At 42.1% G+C, this 18,527-nt stretch carries 21 protein-coding genes; 1 reads left to right on the forward strand and 20 read right to left on the reverse strand.

Annotated elements, in window-relative coordinates; translation table 11 throughout:
• Nucleotides 1–42: 42 nt before the first annotated feature.
• The 15 genes from recO to rpsU all read right to left on the reverse strand — a co-directional run bounded on the left by recO (nucleotide 43) and on the right by rpsU (nucleotide 11,943).
• Entirely contained in the window at nucleotides 43–795 is a 753-nt protein-coding gene (gene recO, locus ACQKIC_RS06475; RefSeq protein WP_402958417.1) for a DNA repair protein RecO, read from the reverse strand.
• A 34-nt stretch (nucleotides 796–829) separates the two neighbouring features.
• The gene (locus tag ACQKIC_RS06480; RefSeq protein WP_402869576.1) at nucleotides 830–973 is read right to left on the reverse strand and encodes a YqzL family protein; all 144 of its coding nucleotides are present in this window, start codon (nucleotides 971–973) and stop codon (nucleotides 830–832) included.
• Between the two features lie 104 nt (nucleotides 974–1,077).
• Nucleotides 1,078–2,007, reverse strand: a complete 930-nt coding sequence (gene era / locus ACQKIC_RS06485) for a GTPase Era (protein WP_402869578.1) — start codon at nucleotides 2,005–2,007, stop codon at nucleotides 1,078–1,080.
• Nucleotides 2,000–2,398, reverse strand: a complete 399-nt coding sequence (locus ACQKIC_RS06490) for a cytidine deaminase (protein ID WP_402869580.1) — start codon at nucleotides 2,396–2,398, stop codon at nucleotides 2,000–2,002. Before ACQKIC_RS06490 ends, era begins: the two co-directional genes overlap by 8 nt.
• Nucleotides 2,399–2,436: 38 nt before the next feature.
• Nucleotides 2,437–2,814, reverse strand: coding sequence for a diacylglycerol kinase family protein (locus tag ACQKIC_RS06495; protein ID WP_402958411.1), 378 nt, complete (start codon nucleotides 2,812–2,814; stop codon nucleotides 2,437–2,439).
• Nucleotides 2,792–3,268, reverse strand: a complete 477-nt coding sequence (ybeY, locus tag ACQKIC_RS06500; RefSeq protein ID WP_402986295.1) for an rRNA maturation RNase YbeY — start codon at nucleotides 3,266–3,268, stop codon at nucleotides 2,792–2,794. The genes ACQKIC_RS06495 and ybeY overlap by 23 nt, the downstream gene beginning before the upstream one ends.
• Nucleotides 3,265–5,415, reverse strand: a complete 2,151-nt coding sequence (locus ACQKIC_RS06505; RefSeq protein ID WP_402986297.1) for an HD family phosphohydrolase — start codon at nucleotides 5,413–5,415, stop codon at nucleotides 3,265–3,267. Before ACQKIC_RS06505 ends, ybeY begins: the two co-directional genes overlap by 4 nt.
• A 180-nt stretch (nucleotides 5,416–5,595) precedes the next feature.
• Nucleotides 5,596–6,558, reverse strand: coding sequence for a PhoH family protein (locus ACQKIC_RS06510; protein WP_402869587.1), 963 nt, complete (start codon nucleotides 6,556–6,558; stop codon nucleotides 5,596–5,598).
• Between the two features lie 3 nt (nucleotides 6,559–6,561).
• Nucleotides 6,562–7,749, reverse strand: a complete 1,188-nt coding sequence (gene yqfD / locus ACQKIC_RS06515) for a sporulation protein YqfD (RefSeq protein ID WP_402958405.1) — start codon at nucleotides 7,747–7,749, stop codon at nucleotides 6,562–6,564.
• 15 nt (nucleotides 7,750–7,764) lie between these two features.
• On the reverse strand, nucleotides 7,765–8,049 hold the full coding sequence (gene yqfC, locus ACQKIC_RS06520; protein WP_402869591.1) for a sporulation protein YqfC: 285 nt from the start codon (nucleotides 8,047–8,049) through the stop codon (nucleotides 7,765–7,767).
• 123 nt (nucleotides 8,050–8,172) lie between these two features.
• Nucleotides 8,173–8,673 (reverse strand): hypothetical protein, encoded by a 501-nt coding sequence (locus ACQKIC_RS06525; RefSeq protein WP_402986299.1) that lies wholly within the window; start codon nucleotides 8,671–8,673, stop codon nucleotides 8,173–8,175.
• Nucleotides 8,674–8,695: 22 nt separating this feature from the next.
• A complete protein-coding gene (floA, locus tag ACQKIC_RS06530; protein ID WP_402869894.1) occupies nucleotides 8,696–9,673 on the reverse strand; it encodes a flotillin-like protein FloA in 978 nt (325 codons plus the stop codon).
• Between the two features lie 41 nt (nucleotides 9,674–9,714).
• Entirely contained in the window at nucleotides 9,715–11,040 is a 1,326-nt protein-coding gene (locus tag ACQKIC_RS06535) for an NfeD family protein (RefSeq protein ID WP_402986301.1), read from the reverse strand.
• A 271-nt stretch (nucleotides 11,041–11,311) separates the two neighbouring features.
• Entirely contained in the window at nucleotides 11,312–11,755 is a 444-nt protein-coding gene (locus ACQKIC_RS06540) for a GatB/YqeY domain-containing protein (protein WP_402869597.1), read from the reverse strand.
• 14 nt (nucleotides 11,756–11,769) lie between these two features.
• Nucleotides 11,770–11,943, reverse strand: coding sequence for a 30S ribosomal protein S21 (rpsU, locus tag ACQKIC_RS06545; RefSeq protein WP_028391853.1), 174 nt, complete (start codon nucleotides 11,941–11,943; stop codon nucleotides 11,770–11,772).
• Between the two features lie 223 nt (nucleotides 11,944–12,166).
• Here rpsU and ACQKIC_RS06550 point away from each other — a divergent pair, with 223 nt between their 5' ends.
• The gene (locus ACQKIC_RS06550; RefSeq protein ID WP_402958399.1) at nucleotides 12,167–13,096 is read left to right on the forward strand and encodes a Na/Pi symporter; all 930 of its coding nucleotides are present in this window, start codon (nucleotides 12,167–12,169) and stop codon (nucleotides 13,094–13,096) included.
• Between the two features lie 30 nt (nucleotides 13,097–13,126).
• Here ACQKIC_RS06550 and deoC read toward each other — a convergent pair whose 3' ends face one another.
• From deoC to dnaJ, 5 genes are all read right to left on the reverse strand, one after another.
• On the reverse strand, nucleotides 13,127–13,798 hold the full coding sequence (gene deoC, locus ACQKIC_RS06555) for a deoxyribose-phosphate aldolase (protein ID WP_402986302.1): 672 nt from the start codon (nucleotides 13,796–13,798) through the stop codon (nucleotides 13,127–13,129).
• Between the two features lie 154 nt (nucleotides 13,799–13,952).
• Nucleotides 13,953–15,290, reverse strand: coding sequence for a tRNA (N(6)-L-threonylcarbamoyladenosine(37)-C(2))-methylthiotransferase MtaB (gene mtaB / locus ACQKIC_RS06560; protein ID WP_402869602.1), 1,338 nt, complete (start codon nucleotides 15,288–15,290; stop codon nucleotides 13,953–13,955).
• 6 nt (nucleotides 15,291–15,296) lie between these two features.
• Nucleotides 15,297–16,049, reverse strand: a complete 753-nt coding sequence (locus ACQKIC_RS06565) for a 16S rRNA (uracil(1498)-N(3))-methyltransferase (RefSeq protein WP_402869896.1) — start codon at nucleotides 16,047–16,049, stop codon at nucleotides 15,297–15,299.
• Nucleotides 16,050–16,198: 149 nt separating this feature from the next.
• Complete coding sequence (gene prmA, locus ACQKIC_RS06570; protein ID WP_402869603.1) at nucleotides 16,199–17,140, reverse strand: 50S ribosomal protein L11 methyltransferase; 942 nt, start codon at nucleotides 17,138–17,140, stop codon at nucleotides 16,199–16,201.
• A gap of 36 nt (nucleotides 17,141–17,176) precedes the next feature.
• Nucleotides 17,177–18,298, reverse strand: coding sequence for a molecular chaperone DnaJ (gene dnaJ / locus ACQKIC_RS06575; RefSeq protein ID WP_402869605.1), 1,122 nt, complete (start codon nucleotides 18,296–18,298; stop codon nucleotides 17,177–17,179).
• Nucleotides 18,299–18,527: the final 229 nt, after the last annotated feature.

Here is an 18,527-nt window from a genome sequence, read left to right on the forward strand (position 1 = left end):
AAAATTTTATACAAACAAAACCAGAATGTCAATAGTTCGAACCTAAAACATATCTTTCATCGAATCAATCTGTTTGAGAAACTTTTTGGACTTCAGATGTAATCCTGAATATTCCTCATAATAGGCATCAATGATTTTTGACAATTCCCTTTTAGTTTCCGGTTTAACAGATATGTTACCAAGCCTGGATAAATCAAAATAATAAAAGATCCTCAGAAGTTTCACCGCAGAAGGAGAAATTTTATAATGATAAGGGTCCTTGTCCAAACATCGGTGACAAATAAACCCGGCTTCCCTTAGGGAGAAAGCAAATTCCCCTTCGGTCTCCCCACAAACGGCACATTGGTTCAAAACCGGGTTGATTCCATTTACAGGAAGCATTTTCATTTCAAAAATGAATTTCAAAACCTCAGTGTCGTATTCTTCATTTATGTAATGTAAAGTTTGTGAAAGCAATTCAAACAGATATGGATTTGGTTTTTTATCGTCCACACTCTTATCGAGCAATTCGACGATATAGGAAGCATAGGCAGTGGCGAAAAGATCCTCCCTGATAAAACGAAGCGAGTCAACCATTTCCCCCTGCTGAAGGCTTCCAAGTCCACTAGATGTCGAAACAAGGAAATACCCGGAGCAAAAAAGCTGGGTCACGGCGGCAAGCCTGCTATTTGGCTTGCTCGCACCTCTAGCCATGACCCCTATTTTCCCTAGCTCTCGGGTATAAATCGTTATAATTTTATTGTTTTCTCCATATGCCGTCCTTCTAATGACAATGCCTTCACATTTCTGAAGCATAAAAGACACCACCCATACTCGCCTTAGCTAATCCTTAAGAAACAGGAAAATCAATATCAGCTAGCTCTTCATTCGATACTAATGGTCTTTCCTGCCTTTCGACTTCTATCTCCTTATAAAGTAAATAGGTGTCCACATTACCTGTCTCACTAAATAACTCCCAGGTAAAATCCAACATATAAAGCCCACCCTTCATTATGACTAGCAATATCAGATAAATATCCGTCCTTAATGATTAGCTTGACCGTTTTTCACACTTTCATGAAGCGTAAAATTTGTTAATTAATATTCTTTCTCATCAAATCCAAAATCACGTAGCTGACTAGCTTTATTACGCCAATCTTTCTGGACCTTGACCCATAGCTCAAGGAAAACCTTAGAGCCCAATAGGTTCTCAATGTCTACTCTCGCGCGACTACCGACTTCTTTCAGCATTTTCCCTTGCTTACCGATGACAATTCCTTTTTGGGAATCTCTCTCGACAATGATGGTCGCCATAACATTGATCGTGTCACTGTTATCCATTTTTTTGATCGAGTCAATCACAACAGCCACGGAATGTGGAATCTCTTCACGAGTCAAGTGCAGAACCTTTTCGCGGACCAATTCAGAAATGATGAAACGCTCCGGATGATCCGTTACTTGATCGGCTGGGTAAAACTGTGGCCCTTCAGGAAGATGTTCCTTGATTTGGGCAAGCAATGTATCGACATTATTACCTTCAAGAGCTGAAATAGGCACCACCGCTGCAAAAGGATACAGTTTTTGGTACTTTTCAATGATGGGCAGAAGGTCATCAGGATGCATCGTATCAATTTTATTGACTACAAGGAAAACGGGTGTATTAACCGATTGTAGCTTTTCAATGATGAACTCATCTCCACGACCGTAGCCTTCTTCAGCATTAATCATGAATAGAATCAGGTCGACCTCTTTCAAGGTATTCGTCGCAACCTTCATCATAAAGTCCCCAAGCTTATGCTTAGGTTTATGAATGCCCGGTGTATCAATGAAGATCATTTGTGAATCATTTTGTGTAAGTACACCTTGAACTTTATTTCTTGTCGTTTGAGGCTTGTCGCTCATGATTGCGATTTTTTGACCAATTACACGGTTCAAAAACGTGCTCTTGCCGACATTAGGACGGCCGATGATGGATATAAATCCTGATTTATATCCTTTTACCTGTGTATCGCTAACTAATTTATTCATTTAAATCCTCCGGTGAAAAAGCTCCTGGAAGCAATTCCTGTACTGTTAATTCTTTAGTATCACCATTCAAGTTGGTTAAAACAACCATCATATCCGGTTCACATAGTTCTGAAATGACTTGTCTGCAGGCTCCGCAAGGGGATACCGGTCGGTCCGTGTCCGCTACTACCGCAAGTTTGCTAAACTTCTTGTCATTATGTGCATAGGCACTGAATAATGCCGTTCTTTCCGCGCAGTTACACATGCTGTAAGCTGCATTTTCAATATTACAGCCATGATATACCTTACCATCGGCAGTCAATAAAGCAGCTCCCACTTTAAACTTTGAATAAGGGACATAAGCCTTTTCCCTAGCTTTTTTAGCTTCTTCAATCAATTCATTCGTATTCATTATACAATTCCCCCTCTACATTGGATGAATAAAAGAACCTACATACCCAACTTTGGTAAAAAAATAATCAATCCAACTATTATAGAAAATATAGCATATATGAATACAGCCCCGGCTGCAATATCTTTTGCCTGCTTGGCAAGAGGATGGATTTGGTCTGTCACTAAATCAACAACCCGTTCAATGGCCGAATTCACTAGTTCTAATGCAATCGTACCAGCAATTGCCGTCAAAATAAACAACCATTCCATTCCGTTCAATGAAAAATACCAACCAAAGAACACGACGGCTGCCATCACCACGAAATGGATCTGTATGTTTCGCTCGGTCCGTACCGCTTCCAAAATCCCTTGACAAGCAAATGAAAAGCTTTTTACGAGTGGATACCTTGGCTTACCCTTCTCTCGAGAGCCCATATTCCCCCAATATCTCCTTTTGTCTAGAAAACATCACTTTTTCATCTTCTTCAGTCATATGGTCATAGCCTAGCAAATGAAGAAAACCATGTAGGGCTAAAAAGCCAAGTTCACGGTCAAAAGAGTGTCCATACTCCTCGGCCTGCTCTTTTGTGCGTTCAATTGAAATGATGATATCACCAAGCATGCGAGGCATTTCCGCCCCGATAATCTCGACTTCTTCCTCCCCCATCTCTTCCAGTGCAAAAGAAATGACATCGGTAGCCGAATCCTTATTACGGTATTCTTTATTAATCTCCTGAATCCTTTTGTTGTCGACAAAAGTGACGGATAGTTCCGTACCTTCTTCGATCTTCTCTTTATTGGCGGCAAATTGCAAAATGCTTTCAACAAGCTGCTGCCCTTTTTCCGTCACTTCGTTCGTTTCATCGATTAAATCCATTGTTAAAATCATTTTTTCACCTTCTGTCCTAATTTATCCATGTCAGGATACTCGATCCTTGAGTGGAAGATACCATTCAGCGATTCACAAAGCGAATGCTTTACGATACTTAATTCTCTCATAGTAATGTCACATTCATCAAATTGACCGTCTTGAATCCGGTCACTGATTATGAAACTTACCAGTTCTTCGATCTTCTCGGGTGTAGGATGCTTCATCGACCTGACTGCAGCCTCAACACTATCTGCAATTCCAATGACGGCCACTTCCTTCATTTTCGCCATGGGCCCTGGATACCGGTAGTCGACTTCGCGTGTCGCTTCATCTTCCTTACATGCCTTATGATAGAAAAATTTCAATAAAGTCGTCCCATGATGTTGTTCCGCTATATCCACAATTTCCTTCGGGAACTTATGGTTGCGAAGCATCTCTCCGCCATCAACGGCATGGGCAATGATAATGTCCTTGCTCGTTACCGGTTGTAGCCTATCATGCGGATTTTCCTCATTTAACTGGTTCTCGATGAAAAAGTGCGGCCGCTTTGTCTTGCCTATATCGTGGTAATAAGATCCGACTCTTGCAAGTAACCCATTCGAGCCAATTGCTTCACATGCAGATTCCGCTAAATTGGCAACCATTACGCTATGGTGGTAGGTACCAGGTGCCTCAATCAAGATTTTTCGCAATAAAGGGTGATTGGGATTGGAAAGCTCGATCAACTTCATTGAAGATAAAATCCCGAATCCCGCCTCGAAAAATGGAAGCAGCCCCATCGTCAATACAGCAGAACCAAGCCCAGATCCTATAGCCGCTCCCGCATAATATAGATACTCCACTTTTGTGTAATGGCCATCCATAATGAAAATGAGCGAATAGACGAAAGCGATATTGATCACTGACATCATGAGACCCGCTACCAGTACTCTTGATTTGAAGTTGGAACGCGATAATATTATGATGGCCATCAATCCGCTAAAAATGATATAAAGCCCCATAGAGAAGTCAAGATTTCCTGGCGTATCGCCATTAAATATTATCGTACCATAAGATCCTAATAAAATTGTCATGGCAACAGCCAATTTATCATTTAATAATATCTTAATAAGCATCGCTGCCATGGCAGCAGGGAAAATATATTCCAAATTCGAATCTTTCAGTTCAGCGAATATGCTGACTGTTTTCATCGTTGCCATTGCAAAAATAAAAACAAGGCTGAAAACCAACAACTGATTGTACTTATTATCCCGTTTCGTTATGGAATAGTAAAAAAAGTAATAAAAAGCCGTAAAAGTTAAAAAGATATAAAGTAGGAGACCCACATATGGAAAGATTGTGGACTCAGTACTTAAAAACCCAGCCAATTCAAGCTGCCTGTACACGTCCCGATCCACTAATTGATTTTCTTCGACGATAATCTGCCCCTGTAGAATCCTGACTGGTTCCACACTTTCCACTGCTTTTCGGCGTTGTTCCTCCGTTTTATCTTTATCAAAAAAAACATTTTGAATAATCGCCGAACGGGCAAGTGATATGGAGACCTTCTTCATATCACTATTTATACTCATGTAGCTCAGTTCATCTACCACTTTTTTCTTTGCATTTTCAACATCGCTGGCCGAAATCCGCTCACTCATCACATTATTCACAGCGGTTATCGTGGAGTCCCTCGCTATCTCCAGTTCATCTTCATCCGCCTGAATCAATGCCATGAAAACAGATTCTTCTATATCTTTATTGACCTCATCCGTCAATTTTTCTTTCAAGATGGAAACCTTTTGGCCATCCGTCTTTTTAATTCCTTTTTTACCGCCTTTATTAGGATCTGTTTCTTTGTTCACTTCAATCGCAGAATCAAAAATTGAAGAGATCAAATCGACTTTATTTTTGGCATATTCCTTTTTTAATGTATAAACATCCGCCACCTGTTTTGAAATTTCTTCTTTTTCTTTCGTAGTCTTATATGTATCTTCTATAGTCTTGGTGGATCGTATCGTTTGTTCCGCTGGCTTAAAAAGCTCCACTTGGATCTTTTCAGGCTTAACGTTGGATAGCATTAACCCATATGCAAACAAACCAAGTACGACGAACAAGAGTACTTGAAAAAAGCGATGGACCAGCAGGCCTTTTATTTTGGTGAAAAATTTTTGGATACGGTTCAAAGAAGGTCCTCCTAAAAAAAGATGGTTAATATGCTAGATATGTAAAATGATAACAGTTTTCCCTCTACTTTTCATCATGTTATGATAAAACCCTTGCTTTTCACCACAATTTCACATTCCATTCATGATGGGCAAGCGAATCACCATGAAAAAATCCGCCATTTCATTGGCGGATTCCCTCTATTCTTTTGCCTGTTCATATGCGCTGATAATTTTGGCGACGAGCGGATGCCTGACTACATCACTCTGTTCAAAATACACAAATGAAAGGCCTTTGACATTCTTGAGAATCTCCTCAACCCGAATCAAACCTGACTTCATCCCTTTTGGAAGGTCGATTTGGGTACGATCTCCCGTAATGACCATTTTCGATCCAAAACCGAGCCTCGTTAAAAACATCTTCATTTGGGCTTCGGTAGTATTCTGTGCCTCATCCAAGATTACAAAGGCATCCTCGAGCGTACGTCCCCTCATATAGGCCAAGGGAGCGATTTCAATCGTCCCGCGTTCAATCATCCTTTGGGTCTGTTCCATCCCCAGTAGGTCATGAAGAGCGTCATATAACGGACGTAGGTACGGGTCTACCTTTTCTTTTAAGTCCCCAGGAAGGAATCCCAAACTTTCGCCAGCTTCAACGGCAGGTCTCGTCAAGATAATTCGTTTAACCTGTCCGTTTTTCAAGGCATTGATTGCCATCACTACAGCTAGATAGGTCTTCCCGGTCCCAGCAGGACCAATCCCGAATACTAAATCGAGCTTCTTTATGGCCTGAATATAATATCGCTGGCCAATTGTTTTGACCTTAATCGATTTACCTTTAGCCGTTTTAGCAATTTCTTCTTCATATAATTCTCCGAAATATTCCAATGTTCCCTTGCGAGCCAATTCTATAGCATACATTACATCCCTAGAACTTATCGTAATCCCTTTTCTGATCACAGATAACAGCGCCTTCAGGATATCCTGTCCCATCGTCACCCGCTCTAATTCACCGGCAACGCTTATACCTTCCCCGCGGGTGATGACCGAAATGCCCAGCTCGTCTTCAAGCACTTTTACATTAGAATCTCCATTGCCCAATAAAGCGACCGCTTCATTAGGTGATTCAATTTCCAACTTAATAACCTTCACTTCATCTGCCATTCGCTAGTCTCCTTGAATGATTGGTTGTCCTACAGCAATATCTTCAATAACTTGGTAATGTATAGATAATTTCACTTTACCATTCTCCATGCTTTCGTGCAAAACTTTTTCCCCTATAATTTGGTCTTCTTCTTCAAGAAGCTTCCGTAAGTCGGCCTGGGCCATCTTCTTCCCTTCCTTAATCGCTTCTTCCTTCGTATAACTCCGGACGATATCGTCTTTACTCCTTAATGTCTCGACTTTATAGGAAATGGGCAGTTCCCATTGCAGAAAATGAAACGGCCGATCAGTCGATTCTTTTTCCTGCTTTTTATAGCCCGGATCCTTAAACCCCCATATAGGTATAGATAAGCTGCTCACTTTTATATAATGCTTACTGGTTTCATTACCATTGTAGACGGAAAAATTGGTTTTCAGAGGGACTTCCACATTCGCCTTGTACCAAGTTTGCCCCATTACTTTCCCCTGCGCCGAAACAATTTCTGGTTTATCTTCCTTCCCAATCAACCCTGACACAAGAAGTTGTCCTTTACTTACATAATCATGCACATTGACTTTAGGTTGGCCTTTTTCAATGAACATATTGGTGATGACCGCCTTTTTTGAAGCAACCAAATTTTGTGAGGAGGTTTTCTCTATTTCCTTCGGCTGCCGTTTTTCCACCACCTGGAAATGGTAGGTTGTCCCCTTAAGCTCCACACCAACCCAGGTTAGGGCACCGATGCGATCAGAGAGCTTTCGCTGTATCGTATCCACATCGTCCACTAGAAATTGCACCTTTCCAATTTTCACGCCCATTTTGTCCAATTCTTTACGGATGGCATGTTCGGTTTCCGGTTTTGCCCCTTTAACTTCTATCCCCCACACCATATTGGAAAGTACAAAAATGCAAATAAGGAAGGCAATCAAACCCGCCAAGAATCCACTATTTTTCATCACCCGCTTCATGAGAAACGGAAACCCCCTGCCTTGGAGGAATTTCACTTTACAGTCGCTTTTTCGCAGGACCTGACGCAATTTTGAAATTTCCCTGAAATCCATATGGAAAATCAGGGATTCACTTCCTACACGCTTCACATCCCAGATATGAAGCCCTCTCCTTGTCAACATATTGATTAGCCTTTCGGTTCCTCTTCCATATGCCTTCACTTTTACATAGCCTGTATAATAGTTTGTCCATTGGTTTTTCATGGAAACCTCCCGGGATCATTCATTGATAAAATATACTTTGTCAATTTTGCCCTCTAACATGATTTCCTCCGGCAAGATGGTCTTGATGACAAAGCCAGTTCCCTTTATTAGCAGCTGGCCATTTTTAAGCATTAACCTCACTTCACTGTCAGTAAAGGCCAACAAGCCACGATGATTTTCAATATATATATGTAATTGTCCGATCATGGTAATTCGCGGCAGGTCCATCATGACATCTTGCGGAAGGTCCATTGTTTTGGTCATAAGCTGTTTCACTTTTTTTCCCCAATTGCGAGCCATAAAAAAGAACCCCCTTTCATCTCAATGTATGAAATGAAAGAGGGTTCTAGCACAAAATTATAAAGGTTCAATTTCTATTTTTTCATGTTGAACGAATGAACGCGGGATACAAGTTCTTCCGAATTATCTCCTTGACCTTTGCAAGCTACGCTTAGCCCTTGGAGGTCCGAGCACCTCAGACATAATGATTCCATCAATCAACTGTTTCTTAGTGAAGGAAGGACCTTTATGATAGACGGGACTGCTATCGTCAGAAATGGCTGTAGTAATTCGATCTGCCTTTTCTTTTTGTTCCACACGCTCTTGCTCATATTTCTGCTGCAGCCTTCTTAGTTCAGCAATCCTTTTTTCAGCCTGTGCTTTCGTTTCATCCACAGGCCCAGCAGAGTGTACGACACGCTTCTCTGCTTTTTGGGCAGATGCCGGAACAGGGGTTTGCCGTTGTTCCTTTTGTGGCATCTCGCCTTGAAGCTCCTGCATGATTTCCTGCCATTTCTTTTTCGGCGGGTTGTTTGGATTGTTTTGTTGCGGCTGTTTTTTCCTGCCGAACATGGATGTTGCAACAGCTATCAAGATAATCAGAAGGAATGGATTACTGAGAAAGAATTGAATGAGATCTCCCATTTAAAGGCCTCCCTTCTGGGAATTAATTGTTATCCTTGTCCTTTGGGTTATCCGATATCTTACTGATGGAATCCCGCATATCCGTATCCGCCGTGATATTTTGGATATTCATGTAGTCCATTACCCCTAGATTTCCGCTCTTCAGCGCTTCAGCCATAGCCAATGGCACTTCTGCCTCGGATTCTACAACCTTCGCTCTCATTTCTTGGACACGGGCTACCATTTCCTGTTCCAAGGCAACAGCCATCGCGCGACGTTCTTCCGCTTTTGCTTGGGCGATTTTCTTATCCGCTTCAGCCTGGTCAGTCTGTAGGATAGCCCCGATATTCTTCCCGATATCCACATCAGCGATATCAATCGATAGAATTTCAAATGCTGTACCTGAATCGAGACCTTTCGATAAAACGGTTCTAGAAATTAAATCCGGGTTTTCAAGGACATCCGTATGCCTTTTAGAAGCACCGATTGTCGAAACAATCCCTTCACCTACACGCGCGATGATCGTTTCTTCCCCAGCACCACCGACTAATCGTTCGATATTGGCACGAACGGTGATTCTTGCCTTTGCTTGCACTTCAATCCCATTCATCGCTACACCGGAGATGAATGGCGTTTCGATCACTTTAGGGTTAACGCTCATTTGAACCGCTTCCAGTACATCACGTCCTGCAAGATCGATGGCTGCCCCTCTTTCAAATGGCAATGCGATATTCGCACGTTCTGCTGCAATCAGTGCATTGACGACACGGTCAACATTCCCTCCCGCAAGGTAATGGCTCTCCAATTGATTCGTCGATACATTGATTCCCGCTTTGTGGGCTTTAATGAGCGGGTTAACTACCCTGCTTGGTATAACACGACGAAGCCTCATTCCCACTAATGTAAAGATACTGATTTTGACTCCAGCCGCTAAAGCTGAGATCCATAACATAACTGGTACAAATGTGAAAAATACCGATAAGATGATGATGGCCGCAATTACAGCCAACACGATAAATATTGTTCCTGAAGTTATCACCTAAACATTCACCCTTCCTATTTTCATTGATTTGATTCCGGAATTTGCCGAACGACTACTCTCGACCCTTCAGCTTTCACGACTTTGATGGATGTCCCTTTGGAAATAAAGCTTCCTTCTGTCACAACATCGACCCGTTCATCATTAATTAAAGCCGTTCCAGATGGCCTTAAGTCTGTCATTGCCTTACCTTCAACACCTAATAATTCCAAGCGATTCGGAGAACTGACATACCCTTGCTCTGTTTTTGTTGCATCGGTTAATATCATTTTTCTAAAAAAGTTCATTTTTTTACCAAGCACCTTTACAAATAGGATAGAAACCAAAATGGATGCGGTAATCGCAATTAACAAAGAAATGGTCATATGGACCGGATCTTCTGAAGCGAGAAATAAACTGCCTATAATTGCACTAAAGCCAAGCACCCCGATAATTCCTCCAGGGAGGAAAAACTCCAAGAGCACAAGGATGACTCCTAAGATGAATAGCGCTAACGACTCATAGCCCGTGATGCCTGCGACCAAATGTCCATAAAAGAACAATACGAGGCCAGTGATTCCAATAAAACCAGGAATGCCAAAACCAGGCGAAAACAACTCTACCACAATCCCGATGCCTGCTATCGTCAATAAGATGGGAATCACAAAAGGATTGGTCAAAAAGCGAGCTAACTTTTCTGGAAAGCTTTCCTCTATGGTTCGAATATCCGCATCTTCCACCCCGAGTATACTATATAACTCAGCTTTCCCCGAAACGGTCCCTTCACTGTAGCCGGCCTTTTTTGCCTGATCAGCAGTGAATGTCAGTAATTTTCCTTTTTCGGCTCCGTATTTTGGAAGGTCGATATCCTCATCAGCCATCGCTTGTGCATAAATGGGATCGCGTCCATTCTGTTCGGCTGCCGTTTTCATTGCAGCCAACCAATAAGATTCCGCTTTTTTTCCCGCTGCATTTCCCGAAGAGTCAATCACCGCAGCTGAACCCATTGTAGCACTGGGGACCATATAAATTTCATCGGCACTGAGCGAAATATAGGCACCCGCAGATAAAGCACGATTATTGACGTAAGCCACTGTTTTTACTGAGGAATTAGACAGTAACTTGGCTATCTCCCCTGCCGCATCTACGGCACCACCTGGGGTATTCACCTCGAAAATTACAAGATCTGCGTTATTCACTTCTGCAATCGATAGTGCCCGTTGCAAAAAGGCGGCCAAACCCTTTTCCACCGTTTCTTGAATGGGAACCTGGTAAACAATCTTCTCCTTTGCAGAAGCACCCGGCACCAAGAAAGACACTATAAGCAGCAATCCGAATAAGAGAACAGATAGACCACGCCATATTTTCAATGGAACGCCTCCTTTCCCGTATTAAGCGCCTGTAAGCCGGCCTTTCCATTACCTAAAAGGCATATTTCACCCTTGCTAATCGAATCCACTTATTATCGTCACTTACTTAGTTAATACGTATGTATATGAAAAAGGTTTCATTTAAAAAGCAATTAATTTATATAAAACCAATCGGCTGCCCTTTCACTAGTTACTATACGTCTAAAAGAGGCGAAATAATCACGTAAACACACAAAAACCACAGGCTAATGCCTGCGGTTAGGTTTCGAGTTTAAGATAGATGTTGTTGTACTAACTTGTTTACTAGAGAACCATCTGCTTTACCTTTAACTTTAGGCATTAAAGCTCCCATAACTCTCCCCATATCTGCTTTGGATGTTGCATTGACTTCCTCAATTGTTGATTTAACAATTTCAGAAATCTCTTCTTCTGATAGTTGCTCAGGCATATATGCCTCTACGTATCCCAATTCGGTGCGGACTTTATCCACGAGATCGGAACGACCTGCGTTTTCAAACTCCTGGAGGGAGTCTTTGCGTTGTTTTAATTCGCGAGAGAGCACTGTCAATTCTTCATCATCTGTTAAATCTTGTCTCTGTTTTAGGGCTTCGTTTTGAAGCGAAGCTTTCAACATACGAATAACAGATAGTTTGTCCTTTTCCTTGTTCTTCATCGCTTGTTTCATATCATTATTTAAACGCTCGAGAAGACTCATCTTTCCACCCTCTCTTAGAATTTACGTTTTCTTGCAGCTTCAGACTTTTTCTTACGTTTTACGCTTGGCTTTTCATAAAATTCACGCTTCCTAGCTTCCTGAAGCGATCCTGCTTTAGATACAGTACGTTTGAAACGACGAAGAGCATCTTCAAGCGATTCGTTTTTACGAACGACGGTTTTAGACATCTCTTTCCCTCCCTCCGAAAACAACACACTAACTCAAGTTGTCAACATGTTATACATGTACTAAACAATTATAATATATCATCTTTGACAGGTCAACCAATAAAACGAAACTTATTTGAAATATTATCATGTTGTTACCATATTTTTTTCTAATTGCAACTTTGAAGCTTTTTATAGCATGTCTCTCCCCTATGGGCCATAGACTGTTCAAGAGGTGTTGGTCATGTACGAGTTACTTTTATTCCTTTTATTCATCACTTTATTTTTAGCGGGTATGGCCGTTTTACGCATCGGCTTATTCAACCTGTCCGGCGCTAAATTAAAATCCTTTCTTTCTAAGGTGACCGATAAACCATGGAAAGGTTTTTTTGCAGGTACGATTTTCACAGGCATCCTTCAAAGCAGCTCGGCGGTCATGGTCATGACTGTGGGTCTCGTTTCCGCCGGCAGTTTATCCTTTCCACAGACGATTGGCATCATTTTAGGAACGAATATCGGTTCGACCTTTACAGCTGAATTCATGACCTTTTCATTGGACCGCTGGATCATTCCAGGAGTCTTATGCGGTGCCGCTCTTTGCTTTATGCCCAAAATCGCATTAAAAAGCGCCGGAATGTCCCTTATAGGCATCTCTGCCATTTTCGCGGCGATGAGCGGTTTTAAGATGCTCTCCAAGCCCATCGCTGCCTATCCATCGGTTCAGCATGTACTCAGTGGCATAGAAAGCCATCTTAGTTATGCTTTGTTGGCAGGTATCCTGTTAACGGCGCTGATTCACTCTAGCTCCGCGACCATCGGAATCGCCATGAGTTTTTTAATGAGTGGGGAGCTATCCGTCTCTTCTTCCATCATCATGATGCTCGGTTCTAATATCGGTACGTGTATCACAGGCTATATGGCTAGCATCGGTTCAGGTAGACAAGCTGCCTTTACAGCATATGCACATATATGGCTGAATGTGATTGGTGTGGCTGCCTTCCTTCCTCTTGTGGACGTTCTAGAACGAACGGCTGCCTTTTTCACTGAAAATAAAGCGACCCAGCTTGCACATGCTAGTGTCATTTTTAATATTACGACTTCTTTGATCGTTTTACCTTTCGCAAGCCAATTTTCCAACTTCATTTTAATGCTGCATCGTCCTCAAAAAAAATAAGCCGCATTCCTAAGAATGCGGCCATGAAAATTAATAATCAGAATCAGCTGTTAAGCCTTTTACAATGGATACACCAGCACTTGCACCAATTCTAGATGCTCCTGCTTCAATGATTTTCTCAGCATCGCTCGTGTTACGAACCCCACCTGAAGCTTTAACGCCGATATTCGGTCCAACCGTTTTTCTCATAAGCGCTACATCTTCAACCGTAGCACCACCTGTTGAGAATCCTGTTGAAGTTTTAACAAAATCCGTTCCCGCTTTAACAGCTATTTCGCAAGCACGCACTTTTTCTTCCTCTGACAATAATGATGTTTCAATAATGACCTTTGAAAGGGCCTTACCAGTCGCTGCAGCGACAACGGCACGAATGTCCCGCTCAACCAATTCATCATCCTTGTCCTTCAAAGCACCGATGTTGACTACCATATCAACTTCATGCGCACCGTTGCTGATGGCATCTTTTGTTTCGAAGGCTTTAGTTTCAGGAGTGGACGCTCCTAGAGGGAAACCTATTACCGTACAAACCTTTACCTCTGAACCTTCCAATAACTCACTAGCATACTTCACCCAAGTTGGGTTCACGCATACTGATGCGAATTTATATTCTCTTGCTTCTTCACATAAAACTTTTATTTGTTCTTTCGTTGCATCCGCTTTTAATAAAGTGTGATCGATTAAACCTGCTACATTTTGTGTCATTTAGTAATCCTCCTTAATATTCATAAAAAAACTAGTTGTCCGTACCTCTCATGATACCATAATAATTTCAAAATGACGATATATATAAACTATACCCTTATGTTCCGTTATCACTCTAAAAAGAAGAAAAAAAAGACAGCGATAAATCGCCGTCTTAAAGATTAGCTGCTTGTTGTAATGGAAGATCTTTCACAATAGTAACAAACTGTCCTTCACTATGTGGATAGCCGGATTGTGTAATTTTCACTTTTACGATTTCTCCAACCATTTCTTCAGTAGCCGGGAAAATAACCTTCATATAATTATCGGAGTACCCCTCATAAAGCCCATTTTCCAATGGTGTTTCAGGAATCACTTCCAGTACTTCTCCTTCGAATTGAGAAGCATACTCTTTTGCCAGCTGATCGGACAAAGAGATCAGGCGATGAACACGTTCGTTTTTCACATCTTCATCCACTTGATCATCCATGCGTGCCGCTGGGGTCCCTGTACGTTTCGAGTATGGGAATACATGTAATTCAGAGAACTTATATTTCTTGATGAAATTATATGTCTCCATGAATTCCTCTTCGGTTTCTCCAGGGAAACCTACAATGACATCAGAAGTAACGGCAAGGCCGGGAAGTGCCACTTTTAATTTTTCGATACGGTCCCCGAAGAAATCCATCGTATATTTACGTCTCATCCGTTTTAACACCGTATCTGATCCTGATTGAATCGGAATATGCAAATGGCGAACCACTTTTTTGGACTTCGTAAGCACTTCAATGATTTCATCCGTTATTTGACTCGCTTCAATGGAAGATATGCGGATCCGTTTAAGTCCCTCGACCTTTTCCAAATCACGCAAGAGCATCGCCAAATTATAATCCTTCAAGTCGTCACCATAACCACCTGTATGAATGCCAGTCAACACAAGTTCCTTATACCCTGCTTCGACAAGCTGTTCAGCTTGATGGACGACTTCCTTTGGATCACGGGAACGCATTAAACCACGTGCCCATGGAATGATGCAGAACGTGCAGAAGTTGTTACAACCTTCCTGGATCTTTAAAGAAGCTCGGGTTCTGTCCGTAAAAGCTGGTACATCCAATTCTTCGTATACACGGTTTTTCATAATGTTTCCTACTGCATTAATCGGTTCGCGTTCCACCTTGAATTGTTCGATGTATGCTAACAGTTTTCCCCTGTCCTGTGTGCCCACCACGATATCGACGCCCGGGATTGCCATGATTTCAGCAGGCGACGTCTGTGCGTAACATCCTGTTACTGCAATGACGGCATTCGGGTTTTTACGGATAGCACGACGGATGACCTGGCGGCTTTTCTTATCGCCCGTATTCGTTACGGTACACGTATTGATGACATACACATCCGATGTGTTTTCGAATTCAACACGGTCATATCCTTCTGTCTTAAATAATTGCCAAATAGCTTCTGTTTCATAATGGTTTACTTTACAGCCTAATGTATGGAAAGCGACCGTTGCCATTTTTCATCACCTCAAAAGTTCTACATGATAAGAAACAGCGGAAAGTGCATATAAAGGTGCTGTTTCAGTTCTTAATATTCTAGGTCCAAGTCCACATGCTACAAAACCGGAAGATGTTAATTTCTCGATTTCTTTTTCCGCTAGGCCCCCTTCAGGCCCAAAAACGAAAAGAATCGACTGTCCAGCCCTGATGTTTTCCAACACCGACGCTAGCACGGATGTTTCACCGCGCTTTGCCTCTTCTTCAAATGCGATTAACGAATGATCGTATTCAGAAGCAAGCTCCGTTAGTTGAGCGATTGACATCGGTTCGGTCACGGAAGGGACAACTGTACGGTGGGACTGCTCGGCCGCCTCCTTAGAAATCTTTTGGAGTCTTTCTAGTTTCTTGCCGACCTTTTTGTGGTCCCATTTTACCACCGAACGAGCCGCAATAAAAGGGATAAACTTGTAAGCGCCCAATTCCGTCCCCTTTTGAACGATATACTCCAGCTTATCCCCTTTAGGCAGACCGCTCGCTATCGTCACCTGGACGGGAAGCTCTTTTTCTTCATTCTTCCATTCCAAAATGTTTCCTATAACTGTATCACTCGTAATTTCCGAGATTTCCGTGACTGCAGCCATGCCACTGCCCTTTACAGTTATGATTCGCTCTCCAGGTTCCATTCTCATGACTCTGGCAATATGGTGAAAATCATCACCTGTAATGGTCACGGTTTGTCCCTGAAAGTCCATTTCATTAAGAAAATATCGTTGCACAGTGCCACCTACTCCGTCTAGTCTAGAAAAACTCACAGGCTAGCAGTCAAAGGCATCTTCCCTTGAATGCTTTGTGCCTTGCCAAGGTTTGAGCGTAAAAAAAGGTACTCTGATTACCTGTGGATAAGATAATCAGAGTAACTCATCATTCAATCATTTCTTTTAGCAATGAACGCAACCCAATCTTCCATCTGGATGGTTTCCACAATTATGAATCCGGAAGCTTGAATCGCTTCCTTCACATCTTGTTTTTTAGGTTGAATGATTCCAGAGGCAATGAAATGCCCACCAGGTTTCACGATTTTCGCAACATCGTCCGTAAAGCGCATAATCACTTCGGCCAAAATATTGGCTACTACGACATCCGCCCGTTCATCTACTCCATCCAATAAGTTACCTTGCGAAACAGAGACCTTTTCCTGAACATTGTTCAGTTCAACATTTTGAATGGCCGACCGAACAGCCACTTCATCCAAATCAAGTGCCTGAACTCGTTTTGCATCCAACAATGCGGACGCTATGCTCAAGACTCCAGAACCCGTTCCAACATCCACCACAAGATCACCCGGTACAACAGTACGTTCGAGGGCTTGGATACACATGACGGTTGTCGGGTGGGTACCCGTCCCGAATGCCATGCCCGGATCCAGTTCTATGATCAATTCATCACTGCTTACTGGCGTATAGTCTTCCCAAGTAGGGACAATGGTGAATCGCTCGGATATCTTGACTGGATTATAATATTTCTTCCAGGCAGTTGCCCATTCTTCCTCATTCACTTCACTGATTGAAACAAGGTTCTTCCCTAGGTCTATTTCAAATTGCAGGAGATTATTGATGGATTCCTTAATAGCATCAACCGTTTCACCAAGAAAGCTATTAACCGGCAAGTACGCCTTGATCAAAACACCTTCGTCCGGATAATCATCTGGGTTCAGGTGGTAGATTTCGCCAAAGACATTTTCACGTTCTTTGACTAATTCAAGAGGATCCTCAATGACAACACCGCTTGCACCTGCCTCATGAAGGATATTTGAAACAGGTTCAACCGCTTCATTTGTTGTGTGGATTGCAAATTCAGACCACTTCATAACCTACCAACTCCCGATCTCTTCTTTTACTTTTAGTCATCTATCTTTAAAAGCACGCTTTACCTTCGAGAAAAAGCCATCTTCTTGTTCATCAATGCCTGATTGGCCACTGATTTCGCTGAACTCACGAAGAAGTTCTTTTTGTTTTTCCGTCAATTTCTTTGGAGTGACCACCAATACGATTACATGCTGGTCGCCTTGTCCATAGCCCCTGACATTCGAAACGCCTTTTCCTTTTAAACGGAAACGCGTACCAGTTTGTGTACCGGCAGGAATCTTCAATTTAACTTTGCCATGCAAGGTTGGGACTTCAATTTCGTCTCCTAACGCAGATTGGGCAAATGTAATCGGCATTTCGCAATAAATATCATCGCCATCCCGTTCAAAGAATTCATGAGTACGGACATGGAAGACTACATATAGATCTCCGGATGGGCCACCATTGATTCCAGGCTCCCCTTGACCGGAAACTCGAAGCTGTTGTCCGTCATCGATACCTGCAGGTACTTTGATTTGAATTTTTTTACGTTTTTGAACTTTTCCTTCACCTTTACACGTTGAACATTTATTCGGAATGATTTTACCTGTTCCTTGACAATGGTGACAAGCTCTCCGGTTAACGATACGCCCGAAAGCTGTATTTTGTTCAACATTTAACTGACCAGTTCCGTGACAGTGTGAACAGTTTTCGACTTTTGTACCAGGCTTTGCACCTGAGCCCTTACATGTATCACAATTCTCTTCACGTGGAATTTCAATCTCTGTATCTTTCCCAAATGCGGCTTCTTCAAAAGAAAGCGTCATCGTATATTGCAGATCGGCCCCTTGACGAGGAGCATTAGGATCTCTTCTACGACCTCCACCACCAAAGAAACTACTGAAAATATCTTCGAATCCGCCAAAACCACCAAAATCTTGACCACCACCGAAGCCTTGGTTCGGATCAGTATGCCCAAATTGATCATAATGGGCTTTTTTCTGTTCATCGCTTAATACTTCGTAAGCTTCCTTAATTTCCTTGAATTTATCCGCAGCATCGTCTGCTTTATTAATATCAGGGTGATATTGTTTGGAGAGCTTTCGATACGCTTTCTTGATTTCATCCTTCGAAGCACTCTTCGAAAGGCCTAACACCTCATAATAATCGCGTTTACTCATATCTAAATCCACTCCCGATTCGATTCACATAAAGATTATATTATCACTGTAGGAAGATAATAATCAACTAGAAAAGCACAAACAGTTTGAACACCCTTCCATAAAAGAAGTGGGAATGTCCCCTCAAACTGTCATTTCATCTCTTTATAGCCCTATCATTCCTATATTTAGCTCCATCCATTGTAAAAAAAGCCAAAGCCAAGATAACCTGACTTTGACTTTTCTACTT

This window comes from Peribacillus sp. NPDC046944 (genome assembly GCF_050272735.1).
Taxonomy (GTDB): Bacteria; Bacillota; Bacilli; order Bacillales; family DSM-1321; genus Peribacillus.

Coding starts and splice junctions, on each gene's coding strand:
- recO (WP_402958417.1), bottom strand. CDS start 795: ATGCTTCAGAAATGTGAAGGCATTGTCATTAGAAGGACGGCATATGGA.
- ACQKIC_RS06480 (WP_402869576.1), bottom strand. CDS start 973: ATGTTGGATTTTACCTGGGAGTTATTTAGTGAGACAGGTAATGTGGAC.
- era (WP_402869578.1), bottom strand. CDS start 2,007: ATGAATAAATTAGTTAGCGATACACAGGTAAAAGGATATAAATCAGGA.
- ACQKIC_RS06490 (WP_402869580.1), bottom strand. CDS start 2,398: ATGAATACGAATGAATTGATTGAAGAAGCTAAAAAAGCTAGGGAAAAG.
- ACQKIC_RS06495 (WP_402958411.1), bottom strand. CDS start 2,814: ATGGGCTCTCGAGAGAAGGGTAAGCCAAGGTATCCACTCGTAAAAAGC.
- ybeY (WP_402986295.1), bottom strand. CDS start 3,268: ATGATTTTAACAATGGATTTAATCGATGAAACGAACGAAGTGACGGAA.
- ACQKIC_RS06510 (WP_402869587.1), bottom strand. CDS start 6,558: ATGGCAGATGAAGTGAAGGTTATTAAGTTGGAAATTGAATCACCTAAT.
- yqfD (WP_402958405.1), bottom strand. CDS start 7,749: ATGAAAAACCAATGGACAAACTATTATACAGGCTATGTAAAAGTGAAG.
- yqfC (WP_402869591.1), bottom strand. CDS start 8,049: ATGGCTCGCAATTGGGGAAAAAAAGTGAAACAGCTTATGACCAAAACA.
- ACQKIC_RS06525 (WP_402986299.1), bottom strand. CDS start 8,673: ATGGGAGATCTCATTCAATTCTTTCTCAGTAATCCATTCCTTCTGATT.
- ACQKIC_RS06540 (WP_402869597.1), bottom strand. CDS start 11,755: ATGAGTCTTCTCGAGCGTTTAAATAATGATATGAAACAAGCGATGAAG.
- rpsU (WP_028391853.1), bottom strand. CDS start 11,943: ATGTCTAAAACCGTCGTTCGTAAAAACGAATCGCTTGAAGATGCTCTT.
- ACQKIC_RS06550 (WP_402958399.1), top strand. CDS start 12,167: ATGTACGAGTTACTTTTATTCCTTTTATTCATCACTTTATTTTTAGCG.
- deoC (WP_402986302.1), bottom strand. CDS start 13,798: ATGACACAAAATGTAGCAGGTTTAATCGATCACACTTTATTAAAAGCG.
- mtaB (WP_402869602.1), bottom strand. CDS start 15,290: ATGGCAACGGTCGCTTTCCATACATTAGGCTGTAAAGTAAACCATTAT.
- prmA (WP_402869603.1), bottom strand. CDS start 17,140: ATGAAGTGGTCTGAATTTGCAATCCACACAACAAATGAAGCGGTTGAA.
- dnaJ (WP_402869605.1), bottom strand. CDS start 18,298: ATGAGTAAACGCGATTATTATGAGGTGTTAGGCCTTTCGAAGAGTGCT.